This window comes from Flavobacterium niveum, from assembly GCF_055231775.1.
In genome coordinates this window covers 140,353-155,674 of the sequence record NZ_JBUYSX010000007.1, presented here as the reverse complement: position 1 = coordinate 155,674, position 15,322 = coordinate 140,353, and the positions used below count along the sequence as shown (strand labels likewise).

The window sequence follows — 15,322 nt, the reverse complement described above, 5'->3', positions numbered from 1 at the left end:
GCTCAAAGGGAGGGGAACAGCTTACTCAGGCGTGAAAACCTCAACCGATTCGAGTGAAGCTGCTAAGTAGCTCAGCGACTCAGACGCTCATAAGCTCTACAAAAACCAAAGCCCCATACTTGCGTACAGGGCTTCGAGAGTGAAAAATATTTAGGTAGTAGATAGTTCTCTGGGAGAAAAATTAAGCTTGTTTTACAAACTGAAGCTCAAGGGCAAGTTTCACTTCTTCGCCAAGCATTACACCACCTGTTTCAAGGGCAGCATTCCAGCTAAGGCCAAAGTCTTTACGGTTAATTTTCCCTGTTACAGAAAAACCTGATTTAATGTTACCCCAAGGGTCTTTTTGTATACCGCCGTATTCTACTGCAAGTGCTACCGGCTTGGTTTCGCCGTGTATGGTAAGGTCGCCGGTTACTACATATTCGCCTTCTTCCGCTTTTGCTACGCTTGTAGATTTAAAAGCAATTGTTGGGAACTGTGCAGCGTCAAAGAAGTCGGCACTTTTAAGGTGGCCGTCGCGGTCAGCATTATTAGTGTTTACAGAATCTACATCTGCTGAAAAACTGAAAGAAGCGTTATCAAAGTTTTCATCGTCAGATTCGGCTGTAGCTTCAAATTTTGTAAAGTTACCCGATACGTTAGTAAACATAAGGTGTTTTACTTTAAAAGTAACTTCTGAGTGGGTTGGGTCTAATGACCATTTTGTTGTTGCCATGATTTTTTAAAATTTTTATGGTTATAATTTGTTTATCAATTTTGATGAAGCAAAGTTCGGTCGCTTCATCTGCCCCGGCATTGAACTAGGACAAGAAATTTATTTTTATCTATTTTTTTACAAAGCCATCGGCACATCCATAAGCAATATCTCGGCATCGGCTGAGTTTGCTTTAAGGCTAATGCTGTTTGTGTTCCAAAGGCCAAGGCCGTCGCGCTCGTTCAGGGTTACATTGCCCAGCGTAAAACTTCCTTTAATTACAAAAGCATACACGCCGTTGCCTTTGCGCTTCACGGTATAGCTTGCACCTTTATCCTTGTCAAACCTGCCCAGGTGGAACCACGCATCCTGGTGAATCCATACACCGGCATCGGCAGGATTTGGCGACAGTATCTGTTGCAGCTTGTTGTGCCTGTCGGCCACGTTAAGGGTTATCTGGTCGTAGCGCGGGGTAACTCCCTTTTTGTTCGGAAACACCCATATTTGCAGGAACTTCACCAGCTTGTCGCTGTTTTTGTTGTACTCGCTGTGGGTAATGCCCGTACCGGCACTCATTACCTGTATATCGCCGTGCTTTATTACTGCCTTGTTCCCCATGCTGTCCTTGTGCTCCAGGTCGCCCTCCAGCGGAATGGAAATGATTTCCATATTATCATGCGGGTGGGTGCCAAAGCCCATGCCTTCGCTTACGCGGTCGTCGTTCAGTACGCGCAGTACTCCAAAGTGCATGCGGTCGGCATTGTGGTAATTAGCAAAGCTAAAGGTGTGGTGCGTATCCAGCCAGCCGTGGTTTGCATGGCCGCGGGTTTCGGCGCGGTGCAGCACGCTGTATTCGGTAAGCGTGGTTTCCGGGTTAGGGATGTGGTTATGCCCCATAGGTTCCAGGGGTTTCAGTTCGTCAATGTCATTGGTTATGGCATCGCCCAGGGCTGCCGATGTTATAAACATCCCGGTACCCATAAGGCCTTTCTTTAAAAAACTTTTGCGGTCCATAGTACGTAGTATTAATTGGTAACGGTGCAAAGTTGGGGTATATAAAAGGCCTGTGCATTGAACTATGTCAAGAAAAACAGGAATGGTATTTGATACCCGTACGGATATTAAAACCAACCCAATATGAAGCTTTTATTACACGCAATACTTTACCTCAGCCTGCTCCTACCCGCTTTGCCCATGGCGGCGCAACCGCTTTTTGGGAATGAAGAACAAGACTTTAGTGTAGACACGCTCTATCATCCTTTTCATGGCGATACCCAAATGGTTGTTATCAACTGCTACGATGCCTGGAAAAGAAAGGTAGATTTTTATGAAGCTAGCCGCCCACGCGCGCTGATGTGGGCTGATGTTATAGGATCTACATTACCCAATATGTACATAATAAGGGACAGGCAGGGCAACATACTGAAGAGCTACAATACCATGGGACATAAATTTTCTAAAAGTGATTTTAAGCCCGTTACTAAAGACAGTGTGGTGCTGACTAAAAAACTCATGATGCACAGCTACGGCCAGCCGGGGCGTTACTTTTTAATTTACGGCTGCGACAGTATACCTAAAACAAGGGAAAGCCACGGTGTGCCGTGGTACCTGGCAGAGCGCCATGTTATAGGCGGTAATTGTAAAAAAGGGCTGATTGATTACAAAGGGAATGTAGTACTGCAACCCCAATATGATGCCATAAAATATGAAGGCGAAAACGGCTACATGGTATTTAACGATGGAAAGTTCGGGTGGCTGGATGCTGAGTTAAAAGAGAAAGTCCCTGTAGTCTATGGTACCTTAGAGGGTGTTGTACACCTCTCCCGGTTTAATAACCGGCATATCATCACAAAAAAAGACAGCCTGCTGGGCATTATAGATACAGACGGTAAAGTGTTGCTTGATTTTAAGTATAAGCACATCCTTGAATATAAAGACTATGGCGACTATTTTGTTTATACAAATGATGGAGGCATTGGCGTAACAGACCCCGTTACACTACAGCCTGTTTTCCCGGTGGGTATGTACGGCCACATTACCCCGGCACCGCCACCACACCCCCGTGCACCTAACGAATATGTAGTGGAAAAAAACGGCAGGTATGGGGTGGTAAACCGCGACAACAAGGTTTTGCTGGCTTTAGAATATGATACGGTTAAAGCACAGGTATTGTATTCCACCCCAAGGCAGTTGTGGCACTTGGTAAAGAAAAACGGGAAGTATGGTGTATTTGACAAGGATTTTAAAGCTGCAATACCCATAGCATACGATACCATAGTGCAAAGCCACCGCACCCTGCATGTGCAAAAGGATGGCAAGTGGGGGTTTTACGACCACCAATACAAACAGCTAAGCAAACCCGAATACGACCATAAATACTGGAATATGGGCTACTACGTGATTACCAAAGACGGCAAAATGGGCTTACTGAATGAAAACTATGAAAACGGTGTGGCACTGATTCCGGCTAAGTATGATGAAATAACCTATGACGATACAAAATACAGGAACCATAAAGCATATAAAGTGTACTTTAAGGTACGTACCGGTACTATTACGCGTACTTTAGAAGCTATTTCGGGTGAAGAACAGTAACACCTATAAACAAAAAAATCCCCTTACGGAGACCTGAAAAAAAAGAAAAAAAGGCAAGCGACCTACATCGCACCGCTACAACCACATACCTTTGCTGCGTTCCCACCCTGGAGGAGTCTGCAGGAGCTGGTCGTGTAGGACTTGCCGGGTGCAAATATACAACCATTTTATATTTTTGCAAGCCCGTTGCCCATAATAAAATACATTGTATATTGCTTCATCTTATTTAAAACCTCTACACAATGCATAAATTGTTAGCTTCCATGGTTTTGGGGGCACTTGTACTAAGTTGCAAAAATGACGGAAACGACGCAAAAAAAGCGTTCGAACTTGATTTTAACAATGTAAAAGGCCAGTATAAGCCGGGGGAAACCTTCCCGCTTACGGTACTTAACCCCGAAAATAAGCAGATAGACTCGGTTGTGTATTACCTCAACGACGAAAAAATAGGTTCGGTTAAGGGTAATATCAAACTGGATGTGGTACTGAAAGAAGGTGTTTTGGGCGAACTTCCCATAAAAGCGCTGGTATATGCCGAAGGTGCAAACACCGAAGCTACCGGACAGGTAGAGGTAATAAGCCCGGTGAAAGCAAAAATGCTTTCGTTTGAAATTGTAAATACTTACCCTCACGATACAGGCTCATACACGCAGGGGCTTGAGTTTTATAAAGACACCCTGATTGAGGGTACCGGCCAGTACCAGAAATCGGTACTGCGCAAAAACGACTACAAGACCGGTAAGGCATACAAACAAATTTCGCTTGAAGGCAAGTACTTTGGCGAGGGCGTTACGGTGTTTGACAATAAGATTTACCAGCTTACCTGGAGGGAAAACACCGGGTTTGTGTACAACGCGGGCAACCTGAACAAGGTAAAGGACTTTACTTACTTTAAGCAGATTGAAGGATGGGGACTTACCCACGATGATAAAAACCTGTACCAAAGTGACGGTTCTGAGAAAATATACAAGCTGGATCCTGAAACACTGAAAGAAGTAGGCGCAGTAAATATCTATGCCGAAAACCGCAAGGTAAAGGAGCTTAACGAACTGGAATGGGTAGACGGTAAAATTTATGCGAACGTATACCAGACCAATACCATAGTGGTACTTGACCCGGCTACGGGCTACGTAGAAGGCCTGCTGGACCTTACCACACTTAGCGAAAAGATTACCCGTACGCCTGAAACGGATGTACTGAACGGTATTGCATACAACCCTAAAACCAAAACCTTCTTTGTTACCGGCAAGCTTTGGGACAAGATGTTTGAGATAAGGATAAAATAATTTTTCAATTTGAAAATGTACCAATTTGAAAATTATTGAGCTTCACTCAAATGTGAACGCAGTGTCCTATCCGGTCAGTCATTGCGAGGAACGAAGCTATCTCATTACTGGTTTTATATCATTATGAGATTGCCGCGGTCGTACCTCCCTCGCAATGACAGACACCACATATAAAAGACAAATGGCAGCCAATTGGCTGCCATTTGTCTTTTATAGCTTAGCAGCTAAGAAGCTCAGCGGCTCAGTAGCTTTAAAAAAGCCCTTCCACAGAAAGATACCTCTCTCCTGTGTCGTAGTTAAACGTAAGCACTGTGGCACCTTCAGGTATATCGGCCAGTTTTTTGGTTACGGCAGCCAGAGATGCCCCGCTGGAAATACCTATCAGTATGCCTTCCTCTTTTGCGGCACGGCGGGCAAAGTCGAATGCCTCATCCTTGCTTACTTGTATTACGCCGTCTATCACACTGCTGTTGTAAATGCCCGGCACAAAACCTGCCCCTATACCCTGTATGGGGTGTGGCCCCGGAGCCCCTCCGCTCAGTACAGGCGATAATTCAGGCTCTACGGCAAATACCTTAAGGCTTGGCCATTTTTCTTTTAAAACCTCTGCTACGCCCGTTATGTGGCCTCCTGTGCCCACACCGGTAATAATGTAGTCGACACCTTCGGGGAAGTCGGCCAGTATTTCCTGTGCGGTAGTGCGGCGGTGCACATCGGTATTGGCAGGGTTTTCAAACTGGCTGGGCGACCATGCATTTGGCGTAGCAGCCGTAAGCTCGGCAGCCTTTTCTATGGCACCTTTCATGCCCTTTTCGCGTGGGGTAAGCTCAAACTCCGCCCCGTAGATAGACATCAGCCTGCGGCGTTCCACACTCATGCTTTCGGGCATTACCAGTATCAGCTTATAGCCTTTAACGGCAGCCACCAGTGCCAGCCCTATACCCGTATTACCCGATGTAGGCTCTATGATAACGCTGTCGGGTGTAAGGATGCCTTTAGCCTCGGCATCTTCTATCATGGCCAGGGCTATACGGTCTTTAATGCTGCTGCCGGGGTTGGTACGCTCCAGCTTGGCCCATACGTTACCGCCGGGAAACAGCTTGCTTAGCTTTACGTGGGGCGTGTTGCCTATAGTTTCGAGGATGTTGTTCGCTTTCATATATGGATAAATTGGGATTATTTAAATTTCAAAATTCAGCGGCTCGGGGAAGGTTTCCTTCGTCTTTATGGTAATCTCGCTCTTGTGGTACACCAGCGACTCATCGGGCACCAAATGCGTAAGCCATACGTTGCCCCCTATCACACTGCCGTGGCCTATAAAGGTACGCCCGCCCAGTATGGTGGCATTGGCATAAATGGTAACGCCGTTACCTATGCTCGGGTGGCGCTTGTGCTCGGCATCCTGCTTTTGCACACTGAGTGCGCCGAGGGTTACGCCCTGGTACATTTTTACGTCATTGCCTATAACCGATGTCTCGCCAATAACGATACCCGTGCCATGGTCGATGAAAAACCGGTTGCCAATATCAGCACCGGGGTGTATGTCGATACCCGTTTTACCGTGTACATATTCGCTGAGCATGCGGGGCAGCACCGGCACCTTCATTACCCATAATTCATGTGCCAGGCGGTATACCGAAATAGCAAAAAACCCGGGATAGGAAACCAGCACTTCAGACCGTGATTTGGCCGCCGGGTCGAACCTGAAAATAGCCTTTAAATCGTCTTCTAATTTGGCATGGATAACGGCTGCTTTTTCATGTAAAACAGATACAACAATTCCGGCTTTCGACTCCTCCAGGCCGGCAAGGGTAAGCAGGCTGAGGAAAGTATTTTCAAGCTCCTTTTCGCGCTGCACAAAATAGTCGTAATCGGCAAACTGCGGCCCTATGCAAAACAGCCACTGGAAGAGGTCTTCCATCCATTGGCCTACGTGGCGCATGTCGGGCAGCACACCCGACTTAAGGTAGTTTGCAGTGTATATAGGATGTTTCATTTTTATAATCTGTATTACCAAACGCTCCGTCATTGCGAGGGAGGCACGACCGCGGCAATCTTAAAAATTGTTCAGAGATGAATCCCCAGAATAGATTGCTTCGTCCCTCGCAATGACAGCCGGATTGCTTCCCGGAAGAAGGGAGCCTTCCTTACAAAAGTAGGGAAAAATTTACACACCCTACTATTTGAGTAGACTAATAAATCTGTTAAAATTATATTAAACGACAGGATTAAGGAGTGCACGTATCGTACATTTATTAGAAATTTTAATTTTGGCGCAATTTTTATTTAATGTAAATAATAAGTTTATATAAATGTACACAACATACTGGATGTTAATTTTATAAATATAAACTATAAGATTTATCTATAATGGATATCGCAACCGTTTTCTGTTAAAAAAATGTTAACAAGAGATTTAAACAAACGTTTAATTTAAACAAGTGTTTAACTTTGTACCGAAATTAAATCGCATCGCAATGACTGATTTTAATGATAAGCAGATTGAGATCCTCCAGGTAGCCGAAAGGCTGTTTGCCGAAGAGGGTTTTGACGGCGCTTCCATACGTGCCATAGCGCGTGAGGCGAACGTAAACATTGCCATGATTTCTTATTATTTCGGTTCGAAGGAAAAGCTGCTGGAGGCACTCATCACCTACCGCACAAGCGATATGAAGATGCAGCTCCTAAGCATTTTTAACGAAGACCTCTCCCCTTTCCAAAAGGTGGAACTGCTCATAGATTTATACATAAACCGTATTAACAAACACAAGTGCATGTACCAGATTATGCACTTTGAGCTGACCACAAAAAAGCGGATTATAGAGATGGAAAGCTTTATGGAAATAAAGCGTGAGAACTCCGAAATTTTCAGGAAGATTGTGGAAGAAGGACAGGAAAAAGGACTGTTCAGCAAAGCCGTAAATATCGACCTTATACCGGCTACCATAATGGGCACGCTGGTGCACTTTCGAAACAACAGACCCTACTTTGAAAAATCAATGGGCCTCGTTACTGAAGAAGCTTTTGAGCACTACATAAAACATGAACTTACACATCACATTAAACAAACCATTAAAGCGCTATTGGCATATGAACATTAAGAACCTGCTGCCGGTAAGCCTGCTGTTGCTAAGCGCCACGGCACTGCACGCACAGCAAAGGCAACTTTCGCTGGACGAAGCCATAAACCTGGCAGTGACCAAAAGCACCGAAGCAACCCTGGCCGATACCAAGGTAGCTACCTCTAAACTGGAAGTGGATAACGTAAAAAACAACGTATACCCTTCCCTTAAACTATCGGGTGCGTACCTTAGGGTGACTGACCCTACCATTAACCTTAAAACTTCGACAAGCAGTACCGATGATGGTTCAGGCAGCTCTTCGGGCGGATCTACACCCAGCGTTAACAGCGCCATGTATGGTTTTGCCAATGCAAGCATGCCTATCTTTTCGGGCTTTAAGCTGAAGAACAACATTGCCGCCAGCGAAAACGCCTACAAGGCCGAAACCTTTAATGCGGCAAGTACCAAAGAACAGGTAGCAATGCAAACCATTGTACTGTACACTAACCTGTACAAGGCAAAACAATCGGTTTCCCTGATTGAGGAAAACCTGAAAAGTGCCCGCCAGCGTGTTAAGGATTTCACCGCCATGGAAGAAAACGGCCTTATAGCCCGCAACGACCTGCTGAAATCGCAACTACAGGCCAGCAACATTGAGGTATCTCTTGAAGACGCGAAAAAGAATGTTACGGTAATCAACTACCAGTTGGCCACCTTGCTGCACCTGCCTGAAAACACCCAGATAGACGTTAACGACGGTTACTTTACTAACAGCAACGTAAAACCTGCCGTTACCGAAAACGACGCCATAGCCCAGCGCAACGACCTTGAGGCGCTTCGCTTTGCTGAAAAGGCTGCCGAAAGCAACGTAAAAATAGCCAAAGGCGACTACTACCCTACCCTGGCGCTTTCTGCGGGTTATGTGTACCTTAACGTGCCAAACTTTGTAGAGCTGTACAATGCTGCCAATGCAGGTGTAAGCATATCTTACGACCTGGCCGGGCTGTTTAAAAACAAAAAGAAAGTACAGGCTGCCGAAAGCCGCAGGCTGGAATCGCAACAGCAGCTGGACCTAGCTACAGAGAATGTAAAAGTACAGGTACGCCAGTCGCTTGAAAACTACAATTTTGCCGTAAAACAAAACAGGGTATACAGCGAAGCCGTAACACAGGCCGCAGAAAACTACCGCATTGTTAAAGATAAATACGACAACGGGCTGGTAGATACCAACGACCTCCTTGAAGCCGATGTAGACCAGCTTCAGGCGAAGCTGAACGAAACCTTCAGCAGGGCCGATATTACCCAGCGTTTCTACGAGCTGCTTAATGCTTCAGGAAAACTAACAAACTCATTTAACCTTACACAGAACAAATAATTCACCTAGCCATGGAAGAAAAAAAGAAAACAAATAAAAAGTTCCTCGTTATACTTATTGCCCTTGTAGTTGTAGGCGGTGGTTACGGCGGATACAAATATGTACACTCTCAGGCGCACGAAACTACAGACGATGCCCAGGTAGAAAACAATATGAACCCTATTATCCCGCGTGTATCGGGTTATATTACCAAAGTATATGCTGAGGATAACAAGCAGGTGAAAAAAGGCGACACGCTGTTTGTAATAGACGATAAAGACTATGTGGTACGTGTAGAGGAAGCCAAAGCTGCCCTTGCTGCCGCAGAAGGAAGCTACGAAGCTGCCAAAGCCGATGTAGGCGGTGCTGCTGCAGGCGTATCGGTAAGCGATGCAAACATTGCTTCATCCCAAGGAAATATAGAAGCAGCCAAAGTACGTGTATGGAGGGCTAACAGCGACTACGACCGTTACAAAAACCTGTATGCCAACAAGAGTATTACCAAGCAGCAGTTTGAGCAGGCAGAGGCTACTAAAAAAGAAGCTGAAGCTAACCTTAGGGTACTGCAACAAGCCGAAGCCGCAAGCAAAAGCCAGCGTAGTGCCAGTGTAAGCCGCAGCAACGTAAGCAGCAAACAAACTGAAGTGGCTAAAGCCAACATAGAAAAAGCAAAAGCCAGCCTTAGAGCAGCCGAACTTAACCTTAGCTATACTGTGGTTACCGCTGCTGTAGACGGCCAACTTAGCGCTGTAGACATTCAGCCGGGCCAGCTTGTACAACCGGGCCAGTCATTGTTCTACATCATCAACAGTGAAAAACCATGGGTAGTGGCTAACTTTAAGGAAACCCAGCTTACCAAAATGGTTCCGGGCCAGAAGGTAATTGTAGAGGCAGATGCTTTCCCTGGTACCGAGTTTGAAGGTACAGTAAGCTCATTCAGCCCTGCTACAGGTGCACGCTTTTCGCTACTGCCTCCGGATAACGCTACAGGTAACTTCGTAAAAACCGTACAAAGGCTTCCTGTAAAAATCACCTTTACAGACAACAACGACAAAGAAAAAGTAAAACTGCTTCGCCCGGGTATGAACGTGGAAGTAGACGTACACTTAAAATAACATTATGGCAGGAGGAGCAACCGTAAGCGACGATTTGGTAGAATACGGTTACAGGCGGGTTATCATTACCATAACAGCGGTACTGTGTGCCCTGCTTGAAATTGTAGATACTACCATTGTAAACGTTGCACTTAATGAAATGAGGGGAAGCCTTGGTGCTACCCTTACCGATGTGGCCTGGGTAATTACAGCCTATGCTATAGCAAACGTAATTGTAATACCCATGACCAGCTGGCTGAGCCAGCAATTTGGCCGCCGTAATTATTTCGCAGCATCCATCATCATTTTTACCATATCATCATTTTTGTGTGGTAATGCAACAAATATTTGGGAACTGGTAGTATTCCGCTTCATACAGGGTATGGGCGGTGGTGCGCTGCTGGTAACGGCACAAACCATTATTACCGAAAGTTACCCTGTGGCAAAACGCGGTATGGCGCAGGCCATATACGGTATGGGTGTAATTGTAGGCCCTACCCTTGGCCCGCCACTGGGTGGCTGGATTGTAGACAACTGGAGCTGGCCGTATATATTTTATATTAACGTGCCGCTGGGTATTATAGCCACCATGCTTTCTATAATGTATGTAAGGAGCCCCAAATACGGTGAAAAGCTAAGCGCCGACAAAGTAGACTGGTGGGGCATGATATTCCTGATAATGTTCATCGGCTCGCTGCAGTTTGTACTGGAGCACGGCCAACAGGACGACTGGTTTGAAGACCCGCTTATCGTAGGCCTTAGCGTACTGAGTATTTTTGGATTACTTGCCTTTATATGGCGCGAAAGCGTATACGAACACCCTATTGTAAACCTAAAGGTGCTTAAAGACAGCAACCTGCGTATAGGTACCATCATGTCGTTCATCATGGGCTTTGGGTTATTTGGGTCAACATTTATAATACCCCTTTATACCCAGTCGACATTAGGATGGACTGCGCTTCAGGCCGGTATGCTGCTGATACCAAGTTCACTTATGACCGCCTTTATGATGCCTTTTGTAGGGCAAATGATACAGCGCGGATTAAAGAAAACCTATATGGTTGCAGCAGGGTTCAGCATATTCGTAGGCTTTACTTTATGGATGTACCTGGTTATGACACCAGATACCGGTGCAGAACACTTCTTTAAGCCGCTTATTTTGCGCGGTGTGGGGCTTGGGTTATTGTTTGTACCTATTACTACCATGTCGCTGAGTACACTTAAAGGTAAGGCTATTGGCGAAGGCGCTGCCTTTACCGGTATGCTACGACAGCTGGGCGGTTCGTTTGGTATTGCTATCATCAGTACGTTTGTAACACGTTTTACGCAATCACACAGGGTAAACCTTGTAGCACACGAAGCGGTTTATAAATTTGAAACACAGCAACGCGTACAGCAGCTTACCGCAGGTTTTATGGCTAAAGGCTACAGTATTACTGAAGCTACTGCCAAAGCCTATAAAGCTATGGAAGGTGCAGTAATGAAACAGGCCACCGTACTGGCATACATGGATATATTCCTGTACCTGGGTATACTGTTTGCCATTTGTATTCCTTTTATCCTATTGATTAAGGAAGGAAAGGGCAAAATAGATATGGCCGATGCGATGCACTAATTAGTTGTTGGTTGTCGGTTGTTAGTTGTTGGTTTTTAAGTCGCAGTCGCAGTTTTCAGTAATTGGGACGTGATGATAGCAAAATCAAATCCTTTTGAATACTATTTTCAATACGAGTGAAGCTGCCATCAACTAACAACTGACAACCAATAACTGAAGAAAGAAACTTAACTACATTTATATATTTCCCGAACCTGCCGCGACATTTCCATGCCGGCAGGTTTTTTTAACACACGCACACACATCACTTTATTATTTTTTTATCATCACCTTAAAATGAACAAAAAATACAATCACTACAAGGTAACCCTTGAACACATTTACAGCCCGGCCAGCGAAGACCTACACCGCCGTGTGGAAGTGGTTTTTGACAACCACGACAACCTGTTTACTATTATTGACGTATTACAGCAGAAAGACCATTTTGGCGATATGGGCCAAAGCACAGAGTTTGCCATAGGACTTAAAATGATGGGCGAAGTAATGCTGCGCAATAAAGACAATGCGTTGTTTGAAGAGTTCCTTCCGGCCATGAAAGACTTTATGAAGAAGCTGAAAGGGAACTAAGATTTTTCAATTACGAATTACGAATTGAAACTTATAGGTAAAATTCGTAATTCGTAATTTATTTTTCAGTAACCTGAAGTACTATTTGCCTTTCTTCCAGGCATTGTTGCAGTGCACCGGCAAGTTTATTCTGGCCTTTAGAATTAAGGTGGATGATATCCCTGTAGTCATCAGCCGTAAAATTATAGTTAAGCCCGTTAACTAAGTCTACGTTATTTAGTACGCACCAGTCTATAATTTCTTTGCTGGTATCAATATTTTTATTTGCCCGGGCTTCCCACCGTACCGGGTGCAGGTATATAATAAAAGGAATACCAGCCGCTTTGGCCATATCCTTTAATTGTTTTAACCCCGGATTAAAAACACTGCTTTTCTTTCTTACAGGTTGCGTTACAGCACTTTCCTTATTAGAAATACCCTTAAAAACAAACGGTACTACATAACGGTTAATCAGTTCTCCCCATGCCAGCGCCGATTGCTTTTCAGGATATGATGGCAATACACCCACTACAGGCATAAAGTTCATGGTATCGTAAGCATCATGCCCGCTAACCACAAGTATAATGGCCTTTGCGCCAAAGGTACCGTGCTTTTTCAGGTAAGCGGCACAATTGTCTGGACCCCAACTGCCTGCCGAAATATTAAGCATTTGCACACCTGTACGGTTTGTAAACACTGTAGTGGCAAGGCTGTCCTGTGCGGTTTGTATACCACCATAAATTACAGAATCGCCCAGTGCCAGGATTTTTGTTTTTGCCGGGGCAGGTTCCTCACTTCGCTGTGAAAAGGAATTGATGTGAAAATGATTCCCAAAGCGTTGTCCGTCCTGGTTAGGCGCAGGTATATATTCATAATCAGCGCTTGATACATAAAGTATGGCATTGCAAAAACCAAAACAGTATCGTAATACCAATTCAGAAACTATAAAAAATCCGACAACTATTAACGCATAGCGCTTTTTCTTCCTGGTAAAAACCGGCATATTAATCTGTATTACCTTGTAAACACAAGCGTGTTCCCCTTGCTTAATTTTGCATCAAAGGCATAGCCTTCATAATTAAAGCCCTTAAGTCCCTTAAGGGTTTTTACGTTATGGTCTATAATGTAGCGTACCATCATGCCGCGTGCTTTCTTGGCAAAGAAACTCACCATGCGTAGCTTGCCGTCTTTATAATCTTTAAACTCGGGGGTGATTACGGGGACTTTCAGTGCCTTTTCATCAATTGCCCCAAAGTACTCCTGGCTGGCAAGGTTTACAAAGAGTTCGCCGTCTTTAAGTTCATTGTTCAGGGCTTCGGTAACGGTTTGTTTCCAAAACTCATACAGGTTCTTGTTCTCCCCTACCGGCAGGTGTGTACCCATTTCCAGGCGATACGGCTGTATTAAGTCCAGTGGTTTCAGTAAACCATACAAACCCGAAAGTATACGCAGGCTGTCCTGTAGTTTATTCACCTTAGCAGCGGGAATTGTATAGGCATCCAGCCCCACATATACATCGCCGTTAAAGGCATACACGGCAGGGCGTGCGTTTTTGGTGGTAAACGGTGGTTGCCATTCCTGGTTGCGCTGCCAGTTCAGTTGCGCCAGGTTATCGCTTATATCCATAAGACTGCTTAGCTGGGCAGGGGTTTTATCTTTAACGGCGGCATGTACTTCTTTGGCCTGGGCCAGGAAAGCCGGTTCGGTATGTTTGCGTACGGGAAGCTTAGTTTCAAAATCCAGCGACTTGGCCGGGGAAATCACCATTTTCATAGTAAGTTATTTTCACCAAAAATACTTTGTAAAAGTAAGCGATGCAATACAGCGGTATAGGATTTTGTTATCTTAGCATAAACAAACCGGTTATGATACGTATATTTTGCATTCTATTCCTAATCTGCTCTATTGCTAAAAGTAATGCTCAAAAACCCTCATCTGAGAAAAATGACGAACTTTTTAAATCATGGTATAGTGTGACATCTGAAGCGTATGATTACGAGGCTAGGGTATTACACGATGAATATTTAAAAGACTACGCCAAAAAAAACACCCCGGCAATTAAAAATCAATGGGGGATTTCGGCAACAGGAGAAATAAACCGGAAAGATTCGCGCTACTTATTTTTAGATATAATATCTCAATTCAAAGAAAGTAACAATTTTTATGTGATTGAAGCGATTTTATCGGGAGAGTACGTAAAAATTGAAAACTACATTGTTTATAAGAATGAGAACAAAACGCATATCCTTCTATTTGATTTTAGCAGGGATGGGAAATGGAAATTAGAAAAGCAAATTACAATTGAAGGTGGTAATGATTTTGACCCATATCAATGTTATCTACCCGGTCGGGGAACCAACGATGATAACGTGATTATAACTCATTTTCGAGATGGTAAAGTAGAAAAAGCCTTTTTTTATTTCATGACTCATCTCGAAATTCAACTGATTTTTAATTTCTGACAATTACATTTAGATAGTACGGATGATTATGTACTTCTCATGAAAATTCTACCTTTGCCCAAAACACCTCAATGCGCCACTGGCTTAAAAAATATCGGGATATATTGCTGTACGGCGCCTGCCTGGCAGTACTATTGCTGGCATTACGCTGGGCCGAATACCGTTTCATTATTATAAGCAGCCGGCAGGAACTCTACACCGGGTTTATAGCACTGGTGTTTACAGGGCTTGGGATATGGCTGGCATTGAAGCTGGCCAAACCAAAAAAAGAAACCGTAATTGTGGAACGCAAGGTAGAAGTTATCCCCCCGCCTGCTACAATAGCTGAATCTGATGTGCTGAGCAAACGCGAGCTGGAGGTACTACAACTTATGGCTTCGGGGATGAGCAATGCCGAGATTGCCGAGCAGCTTTTTGTGTCGCTAAATACCGTGAAGACGCATTCCTCTAAAATCTACGAAAAACTGGACGTAAAAAGGCGTACCCAGGCGGTAGAAAAGGCAAAACTACTGAATATCATTAGTTAAACACCGTATCACACTAAAGTATTAGCCGTAAAAATCATACTTTAGTATGAGGGAAATGTGCCTTAACGTTGCCAATTTTGCAGCCTA

The 15,322-nt window shown here is 44.6% G+C and carries 15 protein-coding genes and 1 other RNA gene; 9 read left to right on the top strand and 7 right to left on the bottom strand.

Features of this window, described 5'->3' with window-relative positions; genetic code table 11:
* Positions 1-181: 181 nt before the first annotated feature.
* Positions 182-715: a YceI family protein gene (locus ACZIX4_RS17240; protein WP_463336885.1), complete on the bottom strand. Its 534-nt coding sequence runs from the start codon at positions 713-715 to the stop codon at positions 182-184.
* 117 nt (positions 716-832) lie between these two features.
* Positions 833-1,591 (bottom strand): pirin family protein, encoded by a 759-nt coding sequence (locus tag ACZIX4_RS17235; RefSeq protein WP_463337105.1) that lies wholly within the window; start codon positions 1,589-1,591, stop codon positions 833-835.
* Between the two features lie 240 nt (positions 1,592-1,831).
* Between ACZIX4_RS17235 and ACZIX4_RS17230 the strand changes: the two genes are divergently transcribed.
* A complete protein-coding gene (locus tag ACZIX4_RS17230) occupies positions 1,832-3,289 on the top strand; it encodes a WG repeat-containing protein (protein ID WP_463336884.1) in 1,458 nt (485 codons plus the stop codon).
* Between the two features lie 48 nt (positions 3,290-3,337).
* On the opposite strand, the gene ffs is transcribed toward ACZIX4_RS17230, so the two are convergent.
* An RNA gene (gene ffs, locus ACZIX4_RS17225) (signal recognition particle sRNA small type) lies at positions 3,338-3,436 on the bottom strand.
* A gap of 95 nt (positions 3,437-3,531) precedes the next feature.
* On the opposite strand from ffs, the gene ACZIX4_RS17220 reads away from it, so the two are divergent.
* Entirely contained in the window at positions 3,532-4,575 is a 1,044-nt protein-coding gene (locus ACZIX4_RS17220) for a glutaminyl-peptide cyclotransferase (protein ID WP_463336883.1), read from the top strand.
* Between the two features lie 250 nt (positions 4,576-4,825).
* Here the strand turns inward: ACZIX4_RS17220 and cysK are convergent, their stop codons facing one another.
* Positions 4,826-5,734, bottom strand: a complete 909-nt coding sequence (gene cysK / locus ACZIX4_RS17215) for a cysteine synthase A (RefSeq protein ID WP_463336882.1) — start codon at positions 5,732-5,734, stop codon at positions 4,826-4,828.
* A 21-nt stretch (positions 5,735-5,755) separates the two neighbouring features.
* Entirely contained in the window at positions 5,756-6,571 is an 816-nt protein-coding gene (epsC, locus tag ACZIX4_RS17210) for a serine O-acetyltransferase EpsC (protein WP_463336881.1), read from the bottom strand.
* A gap of 481 nt (positions 6,572-7,052) precedes the next feature.
* On the opposite strand from epsC, the gene ACZIX4_RS17205 reads away from it, so the two are divergent.
* The 5 genes from ACZIX4_RS17205 to ACZIX4_RS17185 all read left to right on the top strand — a co-directional run bounded on the left by ACZIX4_RS17205 (position 7,053) and on the right by ACZIX4_RS17185 (position 12,267).
* Positions 7,053-7,676, top strand: a complete 624-nt coding sequence (locus tag ACZIX4_RS17205) for a TetR/AcrR family transcriptional regulator (protein ID WP_463336880.1) — start codon at positions 7,053-7,055, stop codon at positions 7,674-7,676.
* The gene (locus ACZIX4_RS17200) at positions 7,666-9,012 is read left to right on the top strand and encodes a TolC family protein (protein ID WP_463336879.1); all 1,347 of its coding nucleotides are present in this window, start codon (positions 7,666-7,668) and stop codon (positions 9,010-9,012) included. The genes ACZIX4_RS17205 and ACZIX4_RS17200 overlap by 11 nt, the downstream gene beginning before the upstream one ends.
* An 11-nt stretch (positions 9,013-9,023) precedes the next feature.
* Entirely contained in the window at positions 9,024-10,106 is a 1,083-nt protein-coding gene (locus ACZIX4_RS17195; RefSeq protein WP_463336878.1) for an HlyD family secretion protein, read from the top strand.
* 4 nt (positions 10,107-10,110) lie between these two features.
* On the top strand, positions 10,111-11,700 hold the full coding sequence (locus ACZIX4_RS17190; protein ID WP_463336877.1) for an MDR family MFS transporter: 1,590 nt from the start codon (positions 10,111-10,113) through the stop codon (positions 11,698-11,700).
* A gap of 276 nt (positions 11,701-11,976) precedes the next feature.
* Positions 11,977-12,267 carry a DUF3861 domain-containing protein gene (locus ACZIX4_RS17185; RefSeq protein WP_463336876.1) on the top strand — a complete coding sequence of 97 codons (291 nt, stop codon included), beginning with the start codon at positions 11,977-11,979 and terminating at the stop codon, positions 12,265-12,267.
* Between the two features lie 58 nt (positions 12,268-12,325).
* Here ACZIX4_RS17185 and ACZIX4_RS17180 read toward each other — a convergent pair whose 3' ends face one another.
* Both ACZIX4_RS17180 and yaaA read right to left on the bottom strand, forming a co-directional pair.
* On the bottom strand, positions 12,326-13,249 hold the full coding sequence (locus tag ACZIX4_RS17180) for a hypothetical protein (protein WP_463336875.1): 924 nt from the start codon (positions 13,247-13,249) through the stop codon (positions 12,326-12,328).
* Positions 13,250-13,260: 11 nt separating this feature from the next.
* On the bottom strand, positions 13,261-14,019 hold the full coding sequence (yaaA, locus tag ACZIX4_RS17175; RefSeq protein WP_463336874.1) for a peroxide stress protein YaaA: 759 nt from the start codon (positions 14,017-14,019) through the stop codon (positions 13,261-13,263).
* Between the two features lie 92 nt (positions 14,020-14,111).
* Here yaaA and ACZIX4_RS17170 point away from each other — a divergent pair, with 92 nt between their 5' ends.
* Both ACZIX4_RS17170 and ACZIX4_RS17165 read left to right on the top strand, forming a co-directional pair.
* Positions 14,112-14,708, top strand: a complete 597-nt coding sequence (locus ACZIX4_RS17170; RefSeq protein WP_463336873.1) for a hypothetical protein — start codon at positions 14,112-14,114, stop codon at positions 14,706-14,708.
* Positions 14,709-14,779: 71 nt separating this feature from the next.
* On the top strand, positions 14,780-15,235 hold the full coding sequence (locus ACZIX4_RS17165; RefSeq protein ID WP_463336872.1) for a response regulator transcription factor: 456 nt from the start codon (positions 14,780-14,782) through the stop codon (positions 15,233-15,235).
* The last annotated feature ends 87 nt before the right edge of the window (positions 15,236-15,322 follow it).